The sequence below is a fragment of the Paenibacillus sp. ATY16 genome, assembly GCF_003399985.2.
GTDB classification, from domain to species: Bacteria; Bacillota; Bacilli; order Paenibacillales; family Paenibacillaceae; genus Pristimantibacillus; species Pristimantibacillus glycanilyticus.
Genome location: NZ_NMOK02000014.1, coordinates 38245 through 57126 on the forward strand (window position 1 = coordinate 38245; position 18882 = coordinate 57126).

The 18882-nt window shown below is 51.5% G+C and carries 22 protein-coding genes and 1 riboswitch; of the genes, 18 read left to right on the plus strand and 4 right to left on the minus strand.

The genetic code is table 11. The annotated features are described in order from the left end of the window. Positions 1–19: 19 nt before the first annotated feature. The 4 genes from CFI03_RS07200 (at position 20) to CFI03_RS07215 (ending at position 2213) form a co-directional block, all read left to right on the plus strand. Positions 20–478 carry a GNAT family N-acetyltransferase gene (locus CFI03_RS07200; protein WP_116394001.1) on the plus strand — a complete coding sequence of 153 codons (459 nt, stop codon included), beginning with the start codon at positions 20–22 and terminating at the stop codon, positions 476–478. Between the two features lie 143 nt (positions 479–621). Next, complete coding sequence (locus tag CFI03_RS07205) at positions 622–966, plus strand: hypothetical protein (protein WP_116394002.1); 345 nt, start codon at positions 622–624, stop codon at positions 964–966. Continuing rightward, positions 963–1538 (plus strand): CDP-diacylglycerol--glycerol-3-phosphate 3-phosphatidyltransferase, encoded by a 576-nt coding sequence (gene pgsA / locus CFI03_RS07210; RefSeq protein WP_116394003.1) that lies wholly within the window; start codon positions 963–965, stop codon positions 1536–1538. The genes CFI03_RS07205 and pgsA overlap by 4 nt, the downstream gene beginning before the upstream one ends. 12 nt (positions 1539–1550) lie before the next feature. Continuing rightward, positions 1551–2213 carry an HD domain-containing protein gene (locus CFI03_RS07215; RefSeq protein WP_116394004.1) on the plus strand — a complete coding sequence of 221 codons (663 nt, stop codon included), beginning with the start codon at positions 1551–1553 and terminating at the stop codon, positions 2211–2213. Positions 2214–2477: 264 nt separating this feature from the next. On the opposite strand, the gene CFI03_RS07220 is transcribed toward CFI03_RS07215, so the two are convergent. Then, the gene (locus CFI03_RS07220; protein WP_116394005.1) at positions 2478–2936 is read right to left on the minus strand and encodes a VOC family protein; all 459 of its coding nucleotides are present in this window, start codon (positions 2934–2936) and stop codon (positions 2478–2480) included. A gap of 201 nt (positions 2937–3137) precedes the next feature. On the opposite strand from CFI03_RS07220, the gene CFI03_RS07225 reads away from it, so the two are divergent. The 4 genes from CFI03_RS07225 (at position 3138) to CFI03_RS07240 (ending at position 6568) form a co-directional block, all read left to right on the plus strand. Next, on the plus strand, positions 3138–4028 hold the full coding sequence (locus tag CFI03_RS07225) for an ABC transporter ATP-binding protein (RefSeq protein ID WP_116394006.1): 891 nt from the start codon (positions 3138–3140) through the stop codon (positions 4026–4028). A gap of 16 nt (positions 4029–4044) precedes the next feature. Further along, complete coding sequence (locus tag CFI03_RS07230) at positions 4045–4803, plus strand: ABC transporter permease (protein ID WP_116394007.1); 759 nt, start codon at positions 4045–4047, stop codon at positions 4801–4803. Between the two features lie 74 nt (positions 4804–4877). After that, positions 4878–5966: a sensor histidine kinase gene (locus CFI03_RS07235; protein ID WP_236013403.1), complete on the plus strand. Its 1089-nt coding sequence runs from the start codon at positions 4878–4880 to the stop codon at positions 5964–5966. Continuing rightward, positions 5966–6568 carry a response regulator transcription factor gene (locus CFI03_RS07240; RefSeq protein WP_283094450.1) on the plus strand — a complete coding sequence of 201 codons (603 nt, stop codon included), beginning with the start codon at positions 5966–5968 and terminating at the stop codon, positions 6566–6568. The genes CFI03_RS07235 and CFI03_RS07240 overlap by 1 nt, the downstream gene beginning before the upstream one ends. Positions 6569–6725: 157 nt before the next feature. Here the strand turns inward: CFI03_RS07240 and CFI03_RS07245 are convergent, their stop codons facing one another. Together CFI03_RS07245 and CFI03_RS07250 are read right to left on the minus strand one after the other, a co-directional pair. Further along, positions 6726–7124: a GNAT family N-acetyltransferase gene (locus tag CFI03_RS07245; protein ID WP_116394010.1), complete on the minus strand. Its 399-nt coding sequence runs from the start codon at positions 7122–7124 to the stop codon at positions 6726–6728. Between the two features lie 78 nt (positions 7125–7202). After that, entirely contained in the window at positions 7203–8087 is an 885-nt protein-coding gene (locus CFI03_RS07250; protein WP_116394011.1) for a LysR family transcriptional regulator, read from the minus strand. A 110-nt stretch (positions 8088–8197) separates the two neighbouring features. Here CFI03_RS07250 and CFI03_RS07255 point away from each other — a divergent pair, with 110 nt between their 5' ends. From CFI03_RS07255 to CFI03_RS07290, 9 genes are all read left to right on the plus strand, one after another. Continuing rightward, positions 8198–8611, plus strand: coding sequence for a tautomerase family protein (locus CFI03_RS07255; protein ID WP_116394012.1), 414 nt, complete (start codon positions 8198–8200; stop codon positions 8609–8611). After that, positions 8604–8915 (plus strand): carboxymuconolactone decarboxylase family protein, encoded by a 312-nt coding sequence (locus CFI03_RS07260; protein WP_116394013.1) that lies wholly within the window; start codon positions 8604–8606, stop codon positions 8913–8915. Before CFI03_RS07255 ends, CFI03_RS07260 begins: the two co-directional genes overlap by 8 nt. A 130-nt stretch (positions 8916–9045) precedes the next feature. After that, a complete protein-coding gene (locus tag CFI03_RS07265) occupies positions 9046–9621 on the plus strand; it encodes a GNAT family N-acetyltransferase (RefSeq protein ID WP_116394014.1) in 576 nt (191 codons plus the stop codon). Continuing rightward, positions 9618–9743: a hypothetical protein gene (locus CFI03_RS30995; RefSeq protein ID WP_283094451.1), complete on the plus strand. Its 126-nt coding sequence runs from the start codon at positions 9618–9620 to the stop codon at positions 9741–9743. The genes CFI03_RS07265 and CFI03_RS30995 overlap by 4 nt, the downstream gene beginning before the upstream one ends. Positions 9744–9826: 83 nt before the next feature. Then, positions 9827–11605 (plus strand): cache domain-containing sensor histidine kinase, encoded by a 1779-nt coding sequence (locus CFI03_RS07270; protein ID WP_116394015.1) that lies wholly within the window; start codon positions 9827–9829, stop codon positions 11603–11605. After that, complete coding sequence (locus CFI03_RS07275) at positions 11577–12365, plus strand: response regulator transcription factor (RefSeq protein ID WP_116394016.1); 789 nt, start codon at positions 11577–11579, stop codon at positions 12363–12365. The genes CFI03_RS07270 and CFI03_RS07275 overlap by 29 nt, the downstream gene beginning before the upstream one ends. Before the next feature lie 102 nt (positions 12366–12467). Further along, a complete protein-coding gene (locus CFI03_RS07280; RefSeq protein WP_116394017.1) occupies positions 12468–13814 on the plus strand; it encodes an extracellular solute-binding protein in 1347 nt (448 codons plus the stop codon). A gap of 103 nt (positions 13815–13917) precedes the next feature. Continuing rightward, a complete protein-coding gene (locus CFI03_RS07285) occupies positions 13918–14799 on the plus strand; it encodes a carbohydrate ABC transporter permease (protein WP_116394018.1) in 882 nt (293 codons plus the stop codon). A gap of 171 nt (positions 14800–14970) precedes the next feature. After that, the gene (locus tag CFI03_RS07290) at positions 14971–15849 is read left to right on the plus strand and encodes a carbohydrate ABC transporter permease (RefSeq protein WP_116394019.1); all 879 of its coding nucleotides are present in this window, start codon (positions 14971–14973) and stop codon (positions 15847–15849) included. Between the two features lie 242 nt (positions 15850–16091). Here CFI03_RS07290 and thiC read toward each other — a convergent pair whose 3' ends face one another. Next, positions 16092–17855: a phosphomethylpyrimidine synthase ThiC gene (gene thiC, locus CFI03_RS07295; RefSeq protein ID WP_116394020.1), complete on the minus strand. Its 1764-nt coding sequence runs from the start codon at positions 17853–17855 to the stop codon at positions 16092–16094. A 309-nt stretch (positions 17856–18164) separates the two neighbouring features. Further along, positions 18165–18268, minus strand: a riboswitch (TPP riboswitch). A gap of 148 nt (positions 18269–18416) precedes the next feature. Here thiC and CFI03_RS07300 point away from each other — a divergent pair. Beyond that, the gene (locus CFI03_RS07300) at positions 18417–18881 is read left to right on the plus strand and encodes a hypothetical protein (protein WP_116394021.1); all 465 of its coding nucleotides are present in this window, start codon (positions 18417–18419) and stop codon (positions 18879–18881) included. Position 18882 lies beyond the last annotated feature (1 nt).

The following is an 18882-nucleotide window of genomic DNA, read 5'->3' on the forward strand; positions in this document are numbered from 1 at the left end:
CGGGAAAGAGGAGCTGACAATGGATAGAGAGATTGTCCAGGTTGCCCATGACAACAAAGATTTGCATGAATTAATCCGGAAGCTGGACGAGGATTTGGCAGAGCGCTATTCCAATCCGGACGAAGTGTTTGCGGTGGATTTCTCGGATCCGAAGGTGAAGGATATGATCTTTATGGTTGCGTATATCCATGGAACGCCTGTCGGCTGCGGCGCTATTCGTCCGCTGGACGAGTCGACCGTTGAGCTGAAGCGCTTCTATGTAGACCCGAGCTGCCGGAGACAGGGGATTGCGGGCGCCGTTTTATCCGCTCTGGAGGATCGGGCAATCGCGATGAACCGCCGGATTATGCGGCTGGAAGCGGGAGCGCCGCAGCCGGAGGCCCTTCGTTTTTACGCAAGCAAAGGCTATTACGAGATCGACCGCTTCGGCGAGTATACGGATTGCGAATCCAGCCTCTGTTATGAGAAGGTGCTGTAACTTATGGAAGATGAACTCCGTCCTTATAGGCGGAGTTTTATTTTGTCGGCTTTAGCTTGCGGCTAGTGATGGTTCTCGATTAACATTATCGGTAGAAAATGACAAATGGAACCCGGACCTTTAAAAAGGGAGCTGCAGAGGATATGAATGACGGTCTGTTTGGCGGAGCGTTGGAGAAGGTTAATCCTTACTACTATTTAGGCGGATTTGTTGGCTGTATCGCCGGTTACGCCATGGCGAAGATTTATCTGATCTGGGCGATGATGTTCATAGAAGGCGGATATGACCGATTCACCAGCGATGCATGGAACCCGGGCTCGACGCCGCTGTGGTATACGGCTACAAGTCATACGGGCGCATTTACGTTTGGAGTTACCCTACTTTTTAGCGTAATCGGGGTTCTGTTCGCTAAGCTATGCAGGGTTGCCAATGATAGAAATGCAGCTCAAGCCTTCCATAAAGGCAAGGAGGAGACGCGAGACGCATGAATACGGCCAATCAAATTACGCTCGCCCGAATCGGGCTGATTCCGCTATTTATTTTGTTATTCCCGATTTATCCCGACTGGCTAGTAGCGCATTCCGGTTTGCTCCAGCATTTGAATCATTACGGCATTTATTACGCGGCACTTGTCTTTGCATTGGCGTCCGCGACTGACAAGCTTGATGGACATATCGCCAGAAAGTATAACCAGATTTCTAACCTGGGCAAGCTGCTTGACCCTCTGGCTGATAAGCTGCTTATCTCGGCAGCATTGGTTCTGATGGTAAGCCAGCATATGATTCCCGCATGGATTGCAGTTGGCATCATTGCACGGGAAATGGTAGTGACAGGCATCCGATTGGTTGCTTCCGCCCAACAAATCGCCTTGCAGGCAGACCGTTATGGCAAACTAAAAATGGTAGCTCAGGTCATCGCGATTACCGTCGTTCTGTTAGACTTCAGGTCAGTAGGTTTTCTTATTCCGATTGATCAGTTACTCATGTTCGCGGCATTCATTCTAACCGTATTATCCGGTTACAACTACATAAAGAAAAACGTACATCTATTAAACGCTTGAGGTGAAACAACCATGACAATCACGCATGACGATAAAGAGAAGATGATCCGCGAAGCGGAAAAGTTCAGCCGATCCGTATTGGAGAACGATGCAAGCGGCCACGACTGGTGGCATATTCACCGGGTCGTGCAGATGGCGAAGCGGATCGCCGGAGAGGAAGGAGCGGATCCGTTCGTCTGCACGATTGCGGCGCTGCTGCATGATGTGGCGGACGAGAAGCTGAATCCTTCGAAGGAAGCGGGACTGCGGAAGGTTCAGGACTGGCTGGAAGCCAATCTGCCGGAAGAAGAACATCGCGCACACGTGATGGATATTATCTCGAACATGTCCTACAACGGCGGGAATAATCCCCCGATGCGCACCCTGGAAGGGAAGGTTGTGCAGGATGCCGACCGGCTTGACGCCATTGGAGCTATCTCGATCGCGAGAGCTTTTGTATACGCGGGCTGGAAGGGCACGCCGATCCATGATCCGGCTATTCCGCCCCGAGGCGAGATGACCGCGGAGGAGTACCGGAACGGGAAGAGTTCGGCGATCAATCATTTTCACGAGAAGCTTCTGAAGCTCAAAGACCTGGTTAATACGGATGCTGCCAGACGGATAGCCGAGGAACGTCACCGCTATATGGAGCAATTCGTAGAACGCTTCTACGAGGAATGGGACGGGAACCGGTAGAGCAGGTAGTGGCCGAATGACGTCATTGCACGAATTGCAGTATATTCCCCTAATTAAGCCTTATACATAGAAATATCCTGCACGAAGTGCAGGATATGGGCAGCTAAACCGCTCCATTCAACCACATTTCATCAATTATGCTGCATTCTGTACAGCATAACTCTCCAAAGGTCCTCACTCACAGTCCATATCCTGCATTTCGTGCAGTGGGATCTATTCAACTGACCCTCACGCGATATAGAAAAAATAAGACCCCTGAAGGTCTTATTTTTTCGCCTTGATTTCATTCCACTCGCTTAAGTAAGGAACATGGTTAAGATTCTGCGGCTCGTCGTCCAGCCAAGCCATGAATTCGAGCTCATTGCCGTCATGGTCGTTGAAATAGACGCTTGCAGCCGGCATCCACGCGTGAACGAAAGGCTCTTGAGGAGCCTCTTTTTTGCCAAAGCCCGGAAGCGGGTGGATTCCCCGTTCGACCAGCCAGTCCGAAGCGGTAAGCAGCTGATCAAGCTGAACGCCAAAAGCGAAATGACGCGGCTGCAGCTTCTGTCCTTTTGGCAGCTCCTTTAACGCAAGCAGATCCCTGCGTTCTCCTACATAGAAAAAAGCAGACCTCCGCTCGGGCTTATGCAGCGCAAGGGTTAGCCCCAGCTTCTTATAGAACTTGATGGAACGGTCTAAATCCGTCACCTGTAAATGGGTTTCGAAGATGGAATCAATCATGTCGGTAAACTCCTTTAAGAAATGCCTGTTTGTCCTATTGTAACTTATCATGCCGATGATATGACATTTGTCATCCAAAAGAGATTACGTTCATGCGTGGGAGTAAGTTGCTCGAAAAGGTAAGATATGTATACAAGGAAGACAACAACTTGAGAGAATAAACAGCACAACAAATCATAGATAGCGGGAGTGAAGCAGACAATGAGTTACGCAATCGAATTGGATCGGGTCTCGAAGATCTACCAAGGGAAAAAAGCCGTAGACCAATTATCGCTGAAGGTGGAAAAGGGCACGGTGATCGCGTTGCTTGGGCCAAACGGCGCCGGCAAAACAACAACGATCTCCATGATACTGGGGCTGAAGCAGCCAACCTCCGGAACGATCAAGCTGCTGGGCGGAAGCCCGAAGGACATTAAGGTTCGCAACCGGATAGGCGCGATGCTTCAGGATGTCAGCGTCATCGATAACTTGAAGGTAGCGGAGACCATTGAGCTGTTCCGCAATTACTACAGCAATCCGCTCTCCTTGCAGGAGCTGCTCCGGATCTCCGGCTTGGAGAAGGAAAAGGATAAAATGGCCGCCTCCCTCTCCGGCGGACAACAGCGCCGTCTAGGCTTCGCGCTTGCTGCGGCGGGCGATCCCGAAATTATTTTCCTCGACGAGCCAACGGTAGGCATGGACGTCACTTCCCGCCAAATGTTCTGGGATACGATCCGTTCGATGGCGGACAAAGGCCGCACGGTTGTTCTGACGACGCACTACCTGGAAGAAGCGGATAGCCTCGCAGACCGCATCGTCGTTATTAATCAGGGCAAGGTCGTGGCGGACGGCTCGCCAAGCCAGATCAAAGCCGAAACAACGGGCCGCGTCATTTCCTTTACGGCGGGTGCTTCCGTAACGAACGACCAGCTGCAGGCGCTGCCGGGAGTTATCGACGTGGAATGGAACGGAAGACGCGTGAAGCTTCATAGCCGGGATACCGACCGGTTGATTATAACGTTGATCGAACAGCGTTTTGAGATGAAAGATATCGAAATTCAAAGTGGCGGCCTTGAGGATGCATTCCAGGCGATTGTCCACTCTACGAACTAAGGGGGATCTATTATCAATGAGTCAATCCACAAGCATGAAGGCAACGCTGGCGCAATGCAAAGCGGAGCTGCTGCGTACTGTCCGTAACCGCCGATTCGTTATTTTCTCGTTTATTATGCCGGTTGTGTTCTACTTTATCTTTACCAATACCGTTGGTGATAATGTGCAAGTTGGCAATGTCGATTGGAAAGCCTATTACCTGATGTCGATGACGGTGTATGGCGTGGTTGGAGCGAGCTTGACCTCCTATGCGCAGCGGCTGTCGAGAGAACGGAGCCAAGGCTGGCTGTCCCTGCTCAAAATCACGCCGCTTCCTTCCTGGTCTTACGTATTGTCCAAAGTATTGTCGCAAGCGGTTATTAACCTGGCCATCATTATCGTTATGTTCGTAGTTGGCGGAGTCTTCAAAGACGTTAACCTGAGCGCTTCCACCTGGATCGCTTGCGGACTGTTTATCTTTATCGGCGGCTTCTCGTTTATGGGTCTTGGAACCTTGATCGGCTCGATCAAAAATGCGGATTTTGTTCAAGTCCTTTCCATGATATGCTATATGGGACTGTCCATTCTGGGCGGTCTGTGGTTCCCGACGGACACGATGTCCAGCACGATGAAGACCATTGCTCACCTGACGCCGACCTATCGTCTTGGCCAAGGGGCTTGGGACGCGGTTGCCGGTGTGTCGATTAACTGGACCGGCGTAGGAATCCTGGTTGCTTATGTCGTGGTATTTCTCGCGATTTCGTCTTATATCATGAAAAAACAGGAAGCGGTGTAATGCAAAAATACTTGCATGATTTACGTCGATTTATAATGAAGCGGCCCCCCGAAGGAGGGCCGCCCATTTTCTTTATGCTGTTATGGCTTATCTATATTTTATTTCCGGTCATGGCACTCGCCGAACGGCCGCCCGAAGAGCAGTGGATAGGCTTCCCGCTTATTGTTTTGTTTATCGCAAGTTACATCGCGGGGCATTTGAGCAAAGCCTGGCGCATTTGGGCGGTTATTATTCAATTGCTCGTGATCGGGTATTTCAGTTGGCGGTATGATGAAAGCTTCATGTATATGGGCTTTTTTACGGCATCGCTTGTCGGCATGCTGCCAAACCTTCGTCAGATCGGAATTGCCATGTCCGGCGTGCTGCTGTTGTACGGGATGGAGGTCTGGCACTATGAAGAAACGAACGGCCTGGAAGGGCTCTATAATTTATTGCCTGCTATGCTTGCGGTGCTGCTGGTTCCTTTTGTCATGTTTATCGGGCGACGGTCCAGAGTGCTTCGTGCGCAGCTTGAGCTTGCCAATGATGAAATTTCGCGCTTATCCATTCAGGAAGAGCGGCAGCGGATTTCCCGCGAGCTTCATGATACGCTTGGCCATACCCTTACGATGATTACGCTCAAGAGCGAATTGGCCGAGAAGCTTATTGCCCATCATCCGGACCGGGCGAAGCAGGAAATCCGGGATGTTCAGCTTACCTCCCGCGCTGCGCTGAAGCAGGTCCGGGAGCTGGTTACGGGGATGAATACGGTAACGCTGCAGGATGAGCTGTCGAATGCGAAGCGGATACTGGCAGCGGCTTTTATAACCATCAAGGTGCAGGGCGATCCCGTTTCCGCTTCCTTAAGCCCGCTTATCGATAATATGCTGGGCATGTGCCTGCGCGAAGCGGTAACCAACGTCGTGAAGCATAGCGAAGCCAGGCAATGCGTGATTGATTGGGCAATGACACCCGATCAGTATCGTTTGGTTATCCGGGATAACGGGGTTGGCTGTGATCTAGCGGATAAAGGACCGGCGCATAACGGACTTAGAGGGATGCAGGAACGACTTAATCTGGTGGACGGCAAGTTTGAATTCAAGTCCACGAAAGGCAGCGGCAGCGTTATTACGATTACCGTGCCTAGAGTACACTCGTCATCGAAGAAGGGAGACTCCACATAATGAGAGTGCTTGTAGCCGAGGATCAGGGAATGCTGCGAGGCGCGCTCAGCGCCCTATTGGATTTGGAAGAGGATATCGAGGTCGTTGGACAAGCGGAAGACGGTGAACAGGCACTTGAGATGATTCGCAGCCTGAAACCGGATATTTGCGTGATGGATATCGAGATGCCCAAGCTGACCGGACTTGATGTTGCGGAACGCCTTCGTGCGGAAAAACATCCTTGCCTCGTTGTTATTCTGACAACATTTTCGCGCTCCGGGTACTTCCAGCGGGCGATGAAGGCAGGAGTGAAGGGCTTCCTGCTCAAGGATTCCCCGATCGATGAGCTGTCCGCGGCGCTTCGCAACGTCAATGGAGGGAAGCGGGCGGTTAGTCCGGAGCTTGCCTTGTCGTTCTGGGAAGCGGAGAATCCGCTTACCGAGCGGGAGCGGGAGGTGCTGCGACTGGCGCGGGAAGGTCTGCCTGCCGGCGAGATTGCGTCCCGGCTGTTTCTGTCCGCGGGTACCGTGCGCAATTACTTGTCCGAAGCCATTCAGAAGCTTGACGCCAAGAACCGGATTGATGCGATCGGAATCGCGGAGAAAAACGGATGGCTCGATTAGAAGGCTGCTTGGCCTGCAATCGTACAGGTTCATTGGCTGGTTGAAGTCTGCAAATAGAAGGAAAAAGAAAAAGTACAGTTCATTCCGATGAAACAATGCTCAATTGAGCATCTTGCCGCGGATGAGCTGTACTTTTTCATTCTAAAGGATCGGAGAATTATCTTACCCGCTTAATCAGGAACGCGTTGTCGGCTTTGTTAAAGCCGATCTGAGGGTAATAGTCCATGGCGGATGGCGCGGACAGCAGAAGAAGGGCAACCTCTTCGCCTATGTGCTCCCGCAGCCGGTTTACCAGCTCCGTGCCGATGCCCAGCCGTTGATGCGTCTTGCTTACAGCCAGATCGGAGAGATAGCAGCAATAGGAGAAGTCGGTAACCGCCCGGGCAATGCCGACAAGCTCTTCGCCATCCCAAGCCGAGAGAATGAGATCGGCGTTGTCGATCATTTTCTGAATGCGGGCTAGATCATCGACGGGTCGTCTGATGCCGGAGCTTCGGAATACTTCGGCGACTTGCACGGCTGTAACGGGAGCTCCAATGCGGTATTCAACTGGCATGGCGGATACACCTCTTTTTACGATTTGTTTATTAAGAAAAATATAGGGGATTGCTCGTTCTGTCAACGGTCTTTTTCGTCAAGCCTCATTGAACCAGACCTCTTTGATGATCCCGATAAGCCGCTTGCGCGCAGCTGATGGATATGCGGTGTTCCGCCGTTCAAGCAGGCCAATAGGGATTTTATGCTCCTCCCAGTCAACGGCAAGCGGCAATACTCCATCTGGCAGAGGGGTGGAAGCAAGGACAACGCCGATAAACGGCGAACGTGCCGCAAAGCCCGGAATGGCAGAGATCTGGCTGACCGAATGGAGCATCGGCATGCTGTCGAATCTGGCGAGCTGCCTAGATAAGTGCAGATAGTACAGACAGGTTGGCCCGCCAACGACCATCGGATAGGGCAGCAGCTCATGAAAAGGAAGAAGCCCTACGCCGCGCTGGTGAAGAGGATGGTCCTTGGCCGCCGCAAAAACAATCCTCTCCTCATGCAGAGGTTCGAAGCGCAGCCCCGAGAGGTCGGGAGGCTCGCCGCATATCGCAAAGTCCAGCTGTTTATGGCGAAGCTCGCCGGCCACCAGGTCGGTGTTACCAATCACGAAATGGCAGGCGATTTGCGGCTTTTCTTCCCGGAACCGCCATAACGCTTCCGGCATGATCTGCCGGGCAAGCATCTCCAGCAGGCCAATCCGAAGGGTGCCGGTCTCCTCCCGCAGAATCGCTTTTGCTTGATCCGACGCATAATGCCAGTGCTGAATAAGCCGTTCTACCTCCGACGCGTAGATCTGCCCGGCGGGAGTCAGCTCGGCTTCCCAGCCCCGGTCAAACAGCTGGAACCCGAGCTCTTTTTCCAGGCGCTGAATCTGGTTCGTTATGGTGGACTGGGCATAATTCAGCTTGGCTGCCGCCTTCGCGAAGCTGCCTTCCTGCAATATCGTTTGAAAAGCGGTTAGTTCCTTCAGATCCATTTCGAAGCATCTCCATCTACAAATTTGAATGAGTTGTTTGGTTAATTCAATTATATAGATGAAAACATTGGATATACAATAAAGTCATCTCATTCAGGGAGTGATGACAGATGCCTTTTATCCGGGTCAGTTATAGGGAAGATCAATATAAGCAAGAGGAGCTGCCGGCGATCAGCCATGCGATTCATCAGGCGCTAACCGAGCATTTTCGCGTGCCGGCGGATGATTATTTTCAGGTGTTTCATGGCCATAAACCAGGGGAGTTCTACTATGATCCGGCCTATCTGAAGGTCTCACGTACGGACCGGCTGCTCTATATCCAGATTACCTTGAAGTCCGGACGGACGGAGGAACAGAAGAGGAGCTTTTATGCCAGACTTGCAGAACTGTTGCCAGCTTGCGGAGTGAGGGCGGAGGATCTCTTTGTTATGCTTGTTGGCACGGAATTTGAGGACTGGACGTTTGGGAACGGAATAGCCCAGATGCTTGAACGGAAGAGGGAGGAGGTGCAACGCGATGCATAGAAAAATCGATACGGCTCATATCGCGCCTGCCTATGGGGATACCTCGTTTGCCCGTTATACAGAAGATATCCTGTTCGGAGACTTGTGGCGGAGGGAAGAACTTTCGCTGCGCGAGCGGAGTTTGATTACCGTAGCGGCCTTGGTGGCCGGCGGGCATATGGAGCAGCTCCCTTATCATCTGCAGCTTGCCAGGGAGAATGGTTTATCGAAAGAAGAGCTGAATGAAGCGGTCACGCACTTGGCTTTTTATGCGGGATGGCCTAGGGCCGCTTCCGCAATGGAACGTATTCGGAATCAACAGTAATGTAACCGCAGGTTATGGCATCGCAGGATGCTTATCCTGCGGTTTTTCTTGTCTTGACAAGCAAGGATGACCATGAAAATAATAGTAAAAAATGGATAAAATAATTTGGCTATGGAAAGGGGCTGCTGCGATGAATATTACAGCGCTGGAAGGCAAGCGGATTAAGCTGCTTCCCCTAGCGGAGGAGCATGCCGAGCCGTTATTTGCCTGCTCGCGCTCGGACGAATTATGGGAACAGCTGCCCGTCAAAGTCCATACCCTGCAAGAGATGGAGCGTTTTGTACAAACGGCGATACAGGGAAGAAAACGGGGTGAAGAGTATCCGTTCGCGGTCTTTGATAAGCAGCTGAACCGGATTGTCGGGACAACGAGATACCTCCGTATCGCTCCGTCCCACCGCAACCTGAATATCGGCTGGACCTGGTATTCGCCCGAAGTTTGGCGGACAGCCGTTAATACCGAAAGCAAATATTTGCTCCTGAAGCATGCTTTCGAGCAGTGGGAGGCCGTCCGGGTCGAGCTTATCACAACAACCTCGCATCATCGCTCCCAGCGGGCGATACAACGGCTTGGAGCAACACGCGAAGGCGTGCTCCGCAAGAAATATAATGGCATGGATTATGTTATATTTAGCATTATTTCGGAAGAATGGCTTCCGGTGAAGGAACGTTTGGAGAAGCTTTTGGACAGGGAGGTAATGCCGTGAGTTTTGCTCCAAAAAGGGATTTATGGCTGTCGGTTACGATCTGGGTTACGGTAGGCATCCTGGCGTTCTCGGCAATCTCGATGCCCCCAATTGAAGCTGGAATAATCTTGACTACCGAATAGCGAGGCCCCGATGAAGGGGCTTTCTTTTTTTTATTTATATTGTGTATAGTAATGGCGACAGATATTAGGCGGGGGTGTCCGGGTTGTTCCAGTTTAATCGCATGAACACATTGCGGAATCAGATTTTTCTCGGATTCGTGCTCGTTATGCTGCTCGTTCTTGCTTCGGTAGGCTTTTTTACTTACGGACAAGTCTCGGAGCTGCTGCGCAATAATGCCGAAAATCATATTCAACAGACAGCGGTGCAGGCGACCGGCAAGATGGACGTTCTGCTCCATCAGATGGAGACGTTTACGATGCAGGTAGCCACCAACGCATCGATTCAGAGCCTGATGGCCAAGGAAGCGGGCGGCACCAACCTAACTTTCGAGGAGCGTCAGGTGCTTCAGCATGAAATCCGGAAGCAGCAGGCGTATGTAAGCGGCGTACAGTCCATTGAATTGTATTCGAATGGCTTCCGGGTATTGTTCCCGCTGACGGATATCAGCCTGTACAACCGGGTACCCAATGAATGGATCCGGGAGGCGGACCGTGCCGCAGGTCAGCTCGTATGGTTCGGCATCGATAAGAACAATCCGAATCAGATTACGGCGATCCGCCGCGTACGCCTGATTGACCAGTCTTTTTCCAATGCCGGGTATTTATTGGTCCGAATCGACAAAAAATATTTTGAGCTAATCGATGCGAATACATCCTCGGACGGCAAAGAAGAAATGGGGCTGATCGACGGCTCCGGCCAGATTATCGCGGCGAACTTCTCGGCGGACATTCCGCAGGACGTTCTTCAGAAGACGGACGGGAAGACCATCAGCATGCATGGCCGATTGTATATTCCCATTCAGAAGCAGCTTGAGGCAGCGACAGGCTGGAAGGTGTTAATCCTGACGCCGGCCGAATATGCCGCTGAAGGAGTATCGGTTCTGCGTACGGCCATACTCGTATCGGTTATGGTTGGGGTCCTGTTGTTCCTGATCTTAACCTTTATCCTGTCGACCATGATTACGAGCCCGATTCTTAATCTGATCAAGGCGATGAGAGGCGCAAAATACGGTTCGCTGAAGCCTATTCCGGTAACGTCCTCCACGCTGGAGATTAACGAGCTGAACAATACGTACAACCAGATGGTCGCTTATTTGAACGAGCTGATCGAAGTGGTGTACGAGAAGGAGATTATTCAGAGCCGAACGGAGCTGAAGGCGCTGCAGGCGCAGATCAATCCGCATTTTCTTTTCAACACGCTGGAGGCTTTATATTGGGCGCTTGAGGACAAGGATGAAGAAGAGCTGTCCCAGGTCGTCGTGGCGATGTCCGGGCTGTTCCGGTATGTAATTAACCGGGCGGACGATGACGAATGGGTAACGGTAGCCGATGAACTGGAGCATGCGGAGCGTTATCTGAAAATCATGGAGATGCGCTTGATCGACCGGCTGAAGTGGTCGATCGAAGGCGATGAGAGCCTTCGGGGCGTTCCGATTCCGAAGCTGCTGATCCAGCCGCTTGTCGAGAATGCCATCTCTCATGGGGTAGAGCAGCGGATCGGACAAGGCTCGGTTGTGATCGGCATAGAGAAAACCGAACGGCCGGGATATATCCGGATTTCCGTTACGGATAACGGCCCGGGCATGAGCTTCGACAAGGTGCAGTCGCTTTATGCGGCGATGAAGCTGGGACATGTCCATGACGCGAAGGGAAATGGGGTTGGCATCTCCAACGTCGACCGAAGACTCAGGCTTTACTACGGGGAAGAGACGCAAGGCCTGCAGATTCAGAGCGAGCAGGGAGCGGGCACAAGGATGTCCTTTGAAATACCGATTGAACATGGGGGCGAAGCAAATGAAGACGATTCTGATCGTAGACGATGAGCCAAGAACAAGAGAGGGCGTGCGGAAGGTGCTGGAATCGTGGTCGGCAGGCCGCTACGAGATCACAACATCGTCCAGTGCCGTGGAAGCATTGGAATGGCTGGAGGCCAATGAAGCCAATCTGGTTATTACCGATATCCGGATGCCGGAGATTAACGGGTTGGAGCTTGTGGAGAAGCTGAGGGACAGGCAGCATCCGCCAGTCGTCATCGTCATTTCCGGCCATCCGCAGTTCGACTATGCCCATAAGGCTCTGCAATTTGGCGTTATCGAGTATTTGCTCAAGCCGCTGGACAAGAAGAAGCTGGTGGAAGCCGTGGAGCTTGCGTTCCGCAAAGAGGAAGAGCTCAACCGGATTGAACGCATGGAGCGGCTTGTCGATACGAAGCTGCTGGAGACGAGCGAACAGGAGACCCAATACAGCGCGCCGGTGAAGGAAGCGATTCAGTATCTGGACGAGCGTATGCATGAGCCGGTTACGATGCGGGATATTGCCGATCATCTGCATATGAACGCAAGCTATTTCAGCGTCCTGTTCAAGGAGCAGACCGGGCTGACCTTCAGCGATTATTTGACAAGACGACGGGTGCAAAGAGCCAAGGAATTGCTGACCAATACGCGTCTGTCGATCAACGAAATTGCCGAAAAAGCGGGCTATCAGACGGCCAAATATTTCGTCAAAGTGTTCCGTTCGCATGAAGGAGTAAGTCCTGGGCAATATCGGAAAAACGTCTCGCACGCGGAGGAGACAATCCAATAAAAGTAGTATTTTTCCCAACTCGCCATACCTTATGCTGCTGTGAAAGCGCTGTTACAATTTGTTTAGCAACACAAACACATCAGTCAAAAAGGGGTTGTAAACGTGTTCAAAAAATCGAAGTGGATGACACTCGGACTTATTCTCTGTCTCGCCATCGTAACGGCAGCATGCGGCAACAACAGCGGCAGCAGCTCAAATAATGGTAATACGGCTTCTAACGGGGGCTCGTCTGAAAGCGGTTCCGACAAGAAGGTAACGATCAACTTCATGCACCTGTGGCCGGAAGGCGTATCCGCGGGCCAGAACAAAATCGTTAACCAAATCATCAACGATTACCAAAAAGAACACCCTAACGTAACGATTAAGCAAGAGGTACTGGATAACGAGCAATACAAAAACAAATTAAAAGTCCTCTCTGCATCGAATCAGCTTCCTGATGTGGGCGTAACTTGGGCGGCCGGCTTCTTGAAGCCGTACGTAGACGGCAAGCTGTTCACGCCGGTTGACGATCTGCTCAGCGGTGAGCTGAACGGCAAATTCGTAGCGGGTACAACGGAAGCTTACGCGATCGACGGCAAAACGTATGCGCTTCCGCTGGAGTTCAACATCGCTCCAATCTACTACAACAAAGAAATTTTCAAGAAGTACAATCTTGAAGTTCCAACGACATACGAGCAATTCAAGCAAGTCGTGAAAACGCTGTCCGATAACGGCGTAGCTCCAATCGCGCTTGGCAACAAAGACCGCTGGACGGGTTCCCTGTGGTACATGTACCTGGCTGACCGTATTGCGGGTCAAGAAACGGTAGCTAACGCTATTAAAGGCACGGCGAAATTTACGGATCCGGGCTTGCAGCAAGCCGCTTCCGAAGTGCAATCCCTGGTTGACGCAAACGCATTCGTCAAAGGCTTTAACGGCCTGTCGAACGAAGAAGCGAAATCCGAATTCCTGAACGGCAATGCCGCAATGTACCTGATGGGTACTTGGGAGCTGCCGAACTTCACCACCAACGAAGACATTCCGCAATCGTTCCGCGACAGCGTTGGATTCTTTAAATTCCCGACGGTTGAAGGCGGCAAAGGCAACGCGGACAGCTGGGTTGGCGGTCCTGGCGTAGGCTTGTTCGTAGGGGAAAACTCCAAAGTAAAAGAAGAAGCGAAAGCATTTGTGCAATACTTCGTAACGAAGTGGGGCGAGCAATCGGTAACCGGCGCAGGCGTTATTCCGGCTACGAAGATCGATACTTCCTCGATCCAGCTGCCGCAGCTGTACATCGATCTGTTCAACGAACTGAACAAAGCAAGCAGCATTACCTTGTTCGCGGACGTTCAATTGCCGGCTAACGCGGCTGAGACTCATCTGAACATGATCCAATCGCTCTTCGGCAAAGCCGTTAACCCAGAGAAATTTGCATCCGAGCAAGATGCGGCCATCGCGAAAGGCAACTAGTTCAGACATCCAAAAATAAAGAGAGGCCTATCCGGACGAACGGGTTCGGAAATACCGGGTAGGCGGCTCTCCTTATTTTTGACAGAGAAAGGAGTCGGCCAAATTGGATAAGGTGCTATCTAACAAGAAAGTCATCGCTTTATACGTTCTGCCATCCCTTCTGCTCATTCTGGCCGTCGTGTATATCCCAATCGTTCTGACGGGCTACTATGGATTGAACGAATGGAATGGCATTGGCGCAATGAAGTGGGTGGGCCTCGACAATTACGCAACGCTGGTTAAGGATCATGCTTTCTGGAGCAGTGCGGGACATTCGCTTCTGCTAGCCGTATTTTCGATGTTGAGTCTTATCGTTTATCTCGTCGTAGCCATGGTGCTTGCGGCAAAAATCAAAGGAGCAAACCTGTTCCGCAAAATTTACTTAATCCCGATGCTGCTGTCCTCGGTGGCCATCGCTCAGCTGTGGCTCAAAATCTATCATCCTACTAACGGCATTATGAATAGCTTGCTGGAATCCCTTGGCGTTGCAAATCCTCCCGCTTGGCTGGCAGAGACGGATCTTGTTTTGTTCGCTTTGTTTATTCCGATTCTGTGGCAATACGCGGGCTTCTATATTCTGATCTACTATGCGGCATTGAAGAACATCCCTTCTTCCTTGGAAGAAGCGGCTAAGATTGACGGGGCGAATTCGTTCCAAATCGCTTGGAGAATCAAATTCCCTCTTGTTATGGAAGTTGTGAAAGTAACGGTTGTCCTGGCGGTTGTAGGTTCCCTGAAATACTTCGACTTGATCTATGTCATGACGGACGGCGGGCCGAACGGCTCCAGTGAGGTAATGGCGTCGTACATGTACCATAAAGCTTTTAAAGCTTACGACTTCGGTTACGGCAGCGCGGTTGGCTTCTTCCTGCTTATTATCTGTCTGGTAGCAACATGGATCATCCGCAAGGCAACAGCCAGCAAAGACACGATCCAGTATTCCTAAGTAAAATAAATTCTTTAAGCTCATGCTTACGAGGTAAGAATCATCACAAGCAGCCTTACTTAGGCTGCTGGGGGTGATCATTCTTTAAGCTAATGCTTACGAGGTAAGAATCATCACAAACAGCCCTATAAAGGCTGTTTGGGTGATAATTCTTTTCGGGAGGTACGCTTCATGTCATCGACAACTATGAAACTGGGCGGAGAAGCGAAATCCGGTTCGAGAATAGGAATGAAGGTCGGCTACGCTGTACTGTACATTGTTCTCATCGCCGTAGCGGTGTTCCAGGTTTACCCGCTCATCTGGCTTTTGTTCTTCTCTTTGAAAAACAACCAGGAAGTTTTTAATCTATCGCCGTTTGCTTTGCCGTCGCCTCCGCATTGGAATAACTACAGCAAAGTGTGGAATGCGGGCAATATCGATACGTATTTCCTGAACAGCGTATGGATTACGGTAGCGGCAACGGCCGCGACGATTGTGCTTGGCAGCCTGGTGACGTTTGCGATTACCCGCATGAAATGGAAGCTCAGCTCGCTTGTCCTAGGCCTCTTTATGGTCGCGATGATGATTCCGGTTCACTCGACGCTGATTCCGCTGTTCAGCATGTTCAACAAGGCGCATCTGATTGATAATCCTTTGTCACTCATTCTGTCTTATGTCGCGTTTAACATGCCGATCACGATTATGATTCTGCTTGGCTTTTATGTCGCTCTGCCGAAGGAAGTCGAGGAGGCGGCCATCATTGACGGGGCCAGCATTCATAAGGTATTCTTCAGCATCGTGTTCCCGATGACCAGCTCCGTGCTGGCTACAACGGGCATTATCAACATGATCTATAACTGGAACGAATTTATATTCGTCAACACGTTTATCAGCTCGGACAAGTTCAAAACGCTGACCGTTGGCGTTCAGAACTTTATCGGCCAATACACCACCGACTGGGGCGCAATCGGCGCCACGCTGATGATCAGCATCCTGCCTATCCTTATCACGTTCCTGTTCCTCAGCGACCGGATCGTAGAAGGGATCGCGGCCGGCTCGGTTAAAGGGTAATTAAATAATTCAAACGAGGCTGTGCCATCGTCATTTTTAATGACCTTGGTACAGCCTCAATACGTTGGAATTACTCCAATGAAATCAGGGGGAAAGGAAGAACACGGAGGCTGCGTTGGATTCGCTCCAGTATACAGGGCCGAGTAATCGGTCAAAAATAGCCCGATACGCTGTACGAAATCTAACGCAGCCCTACTGTTATCCTATCGCTTCGACTGGCTCTCGAAACGCACCGTCCTAGTTCAGCCGTATAGCTTGCTTCCGGATATTTTGAACGAATCCGCCTGTTCCTTCATTCCGGCCTCGAAAGCCTCTTCGTTATTCAGTCCTCGCGCTTCTGCGTATTCCCGAATGTCCTGCGTTATCCGCATGCTGCAGAACTTTGGTCCGCACATCGAGCAGAAGTGAGCCGTTTTCGCCGCCTCGGCGGGCAGCGTCTCGTCATGGTAGGCGATCGCTCGTTCAGGATCAAGGGACAAATGGAACTGGTCTCGCCATCGGAATTCGAACCTTGCCTTCGACAAGGCGTCGTCCCGGAGTTTCGCCATGGGATGTCCTTTGGCAAGGTCGGCGGCGTGCGCTGCTATTTTGTAGGCGATGACACCGTCTTTAACGTCTTCTTTATTTGGAAGGCCTAGATGCTCTTTAGGCGTTACATAGCATAACATCGCCGTTCCGAACCAACCGATCATCGCTGCTCCTATCGCCGATGTGATATGGTCGTAACCCGGTGCAATGTCCGTGGTAAGCGGCCCTAGGGTATAAAACGGCGCTTCCTTGCAGATCTCCATTTGAAGGTCGACGTTTTCTTTGATCAGATGCATGGGGACATGGCCCGGCCCTTCAATCATGACCTGGACATCATGCTTCCAAGCGATATCCGTCAACTCTCCAAGTGTCCTCAGCTCCGCAAACTGAGCTTCATCGTTGGCGTCTGCAATGGAGCCTGGACGCAGGCCGTCTCCAAGCGAAAACGACACGTCGTAGGCTTTCATAATCTCGCATATTTCTTCAAAATGGGTGTAGAGGAAGTTTTCCTTATGGTGAGCAAGACACCAGGCAGCCATGATGGAGCCGCCTCTGGAAACGATGCCAGTTACGCGTTTGGCCGTAAGCGGGATGTAACGCAGCAGCACGCCGGCATGAATAGTGAAATAATCGACGCCTTGTTCAGCCTGTTCGATTAACGTATCGCGAAACACTTCCCAGCTCAGGTCCTCCGCTTTTCCGTTCACTTTTTCAAGCGCCTGGTAGATCGGAACGGTACCAACGGGAACGGGGGAGTTACGGATAATCCATTCGCGTGTGGTATGGATGTTTTTGCCCGTGGACAAGTCCATGATCGTATCCGCTCCCCAGCGGGTTGCCCACGTCATTTTCTCGACTTCCTCTTCGATAGAGGAGGCAACGGCCGAATTGCCGATGTTCGCGTTAATCTTTACATGGAAACGGCTCCCGATAATCATCGGTTCGAGTTCGGGATGGTTGATGTTTGCCGGTATAACCGCACGCCCGCGGGCCACCTCCGAACGGACCAGCTCCGGATCGACCCCTTCACGGATCGCGATAAACTCCATTTCCGGAGTAACGATGCCTTTGCGGGCATAGTGAAGCTGCGTGACGTTTCTTCCCGGCTTTGCCCGTAGAGGCCGGAGATTCAGGCCCGAGAAAATTTCCGCGCCATTCTTCTTTGCACGTTCCTCGTTTGAAAATCCGTTATCTTCCGGCTTAATTACCCGGCCGTCGTAAGCTTCGGCGTGACCGCGATCGCTGATCCACTTGCTGCGCAAGATAGGGAGACCTTTGCGTACATCGGCCTCGTAGGACTCATCCGTGTACGGGCCGCTTGAGTCATACACCCGTACGGGCTCGTTTGGCTGCGGCAGTCCGTCTTTTCCCCGACTTTCGGATAATACGATTTCGCGCATGGGAACACGAATATCTTCCCTCGATCCTCTCACATACGTTTTGCGGCTGCCAGGCAGCGGCGTCGATAAAATCGGCATTAAAAAACCTCCTAAGAGCATTCGATAGGTTCGGAATGTCCGCTAGGAGGCCGTTGTTTAGGGTAATGAGACTATACGCGGCATAGCTTCAGCAGCCCGTTAATTAGACACGGGCGAATAGGCAGAGCTGACCCCGGAAGGGCAAAGCCCGCAACCCCGGGTCGCTCCCCAAAGGCAGCTTTCGATGCGGCCGGACGATTCGCCGGCAACAAAAAAAGCCGCCCCGTCGGGAGCGGCTTGAGGTGTCGAAATCCGTGCAAATCGAAACGGACGAATGACAATAGCATCCGTTTCTATCGCATATGGCTGACGCGCACAAGACCACTTTCCTACGCTGGCATAACCCAGATCAGGTTCAAAGGGACCAAGGCTAAGCCTTATCTCAGCCCTTGCGGGCGCCCCTAGTGGAATTCCTTGTCAAAAGAGTACACTCGAAAAAGGAAGCTGTCAAGCTGCCGTTCAAGCGGAATCTTTCATTTTAGGGCTGATAGGCAGGATGATTTGACCGTTTATTGAATAGTAATATACAATCTCTTACTTTATCAGGGGAGGTTGGATGAATTGGACAATCAGCCATGCAAGCATGCGGTCAGAAACCCTTCGGGCCTGAAGAACATTTTTGCGATGACGGTTCTGTGTTCACTCTTTCTTGTTAGTACGCTGCGGGGAAAAGACGATGATGCGGTCCTGTACGTTTCGGCCATAGCGGTTTTTTGCTTCTGCGCTGCCTTATTGCTCTGGTCCCTGTACCGGGCATTACAGAAACCGATTGATCTCTGCCTGCAGGGGGATGCGCTTTTGCTTAACGGAGCTGCGATTACGCCTGAGCAGATTAAGGTCATCATGATCAGGCGGGACTCGGTTCATCCGATTATCGGGATTAAGCCTTATGGCGCGAGAGTTGTTCCTGTTCGTATGTGCTTCAGATATGTGAACGAAGAGGAACAAGGCTTCGCGAATATCGCCGACTGGGCGAAGCGGAATGACGTAAACGTCGATTACGGTTTGTTTTTTAGATGGATATAGA

Excerpts from the sequence above, each read along its gene's own strand:
- CFI03_RS07200 (WP_116394001.1), top strand. The coding sequence starts at position 20 with ATGGATAGAGAGATTGTCCAGGTTGCCCATGACAACAAAGATTTGCAT.
- CFI03_RS07205 (WP_116394002.1), top strand. The coding sequence starts at position 622 with ATGAATGACGGTCTGTTTGGCGGAGCGTTGGAGAAGGTTAATCCTTAC.
- pgsA (WP_116394003.1), top strand. The coding sequence starts at position 963 with ATGAATACGGCCAATCAAATTACGCTCGCCCGAATCGGGCTGATTCCG.
- CFI03_RS07215 (WP_116394004.1), top strand. The coding sequence starts at position 1,551 with ATGACAATCACGCATGACGATAAAGAGAAGATGATCCGCGAAGCGGAA.
- CFI03_RS07220 (WP_116394005.1), bottom strand. The coding sequence starts at position 2,936 with ATGATTGATTCCATCTTCGAAACCCATTTACAGGTGACGGATTTAGAC.
- CFI03_RS07225 (WP_116394006.1), top strand. The coding sequence starts at position 3,138 with ATGAGTTACGCAATCGAATTGGATCGGGTCTCGAAGATCTACCAAGGG.
- CFI03_RS07230 (WP_116394007.1), top strand. The coding sequence starts at position 4,045 with ATGAGTCAATCCACAAGCATGAAGGCAACGCTGGCGCAATGCAAAGCG.
- CFI03_RS07235 (WP_236013403.1), top strand. The coding sequence starts at position 4,878 with ATGCTGTTATGGCTTATCTATATTTTATTTCCGGTCATGGCACTCGCC.
- CFI03_RS07240 (WP_283094450.1), top strand. The coding sequence starts at position 5,966 with ATGAGAGTGCTTGTAGCCGAGGATCAGGGAATGCTGCGAGGCGCGCTC.
- CFI03_RS07245 (WP_116394010.1), bottom strand. The coding sequence starts at position 7,124 with ATGCCAGTTGAATACCGCATTGGAGCTCCCGTTACAGCCGTGCAAGTC.
- CFI03_RS07250 (WP_116394011.1), bottom strand. The coding sequence starts at position 8,087 with ATGGATCTGAAGGAACTAACCGCTTTTCAAACGATATTGCAGGAAGGC.
- CFI03_RS07255 (WP_116394012.1), top strand. The coding sequence starts at position 8,198 with ATGCCTTTTATCCGGGTCAGTTATAGGGAAGATCAATATAAGCAAGAG.
- CFI03_RS07260 (WP_116394013.1), top strand. The coding sequence starts at position 8,604 with ATGCATAGAAAAATCGATACGGCTCATATCGCGCCTGCCTATGGGGAT.
- CFI03_RS07265 (WP_116394014.1), top strand. The coding sequence starts at position 9,046 with ATGAATATTACAGCGCTGGAAGGCAAGCGGATTAAGCTGCTTCCCCTA.
- CFI03_RS07275 (WP_116394016.1), top strand. The coding sequence starts at position 11,577 with ATGAAGACGATTCTGATCGTAGACGATGAGCCAAGAACAAGAGAGGGC.
- CFI03_RS07290 (WP_116394019.1), top strand. The coding sequence starts at position 14,971 with ATGTCATCGACAACTATGAAACTGGGCGGAGAAGCGAAATCCGGTTCG.
- thiC (WP_116394020.1), bottom strand. The coding sequence starts at position 17,855 with ATGCCGATTTTATCGACGCCGCTGCCTGGCAGCCGCAAAACGTATGTG.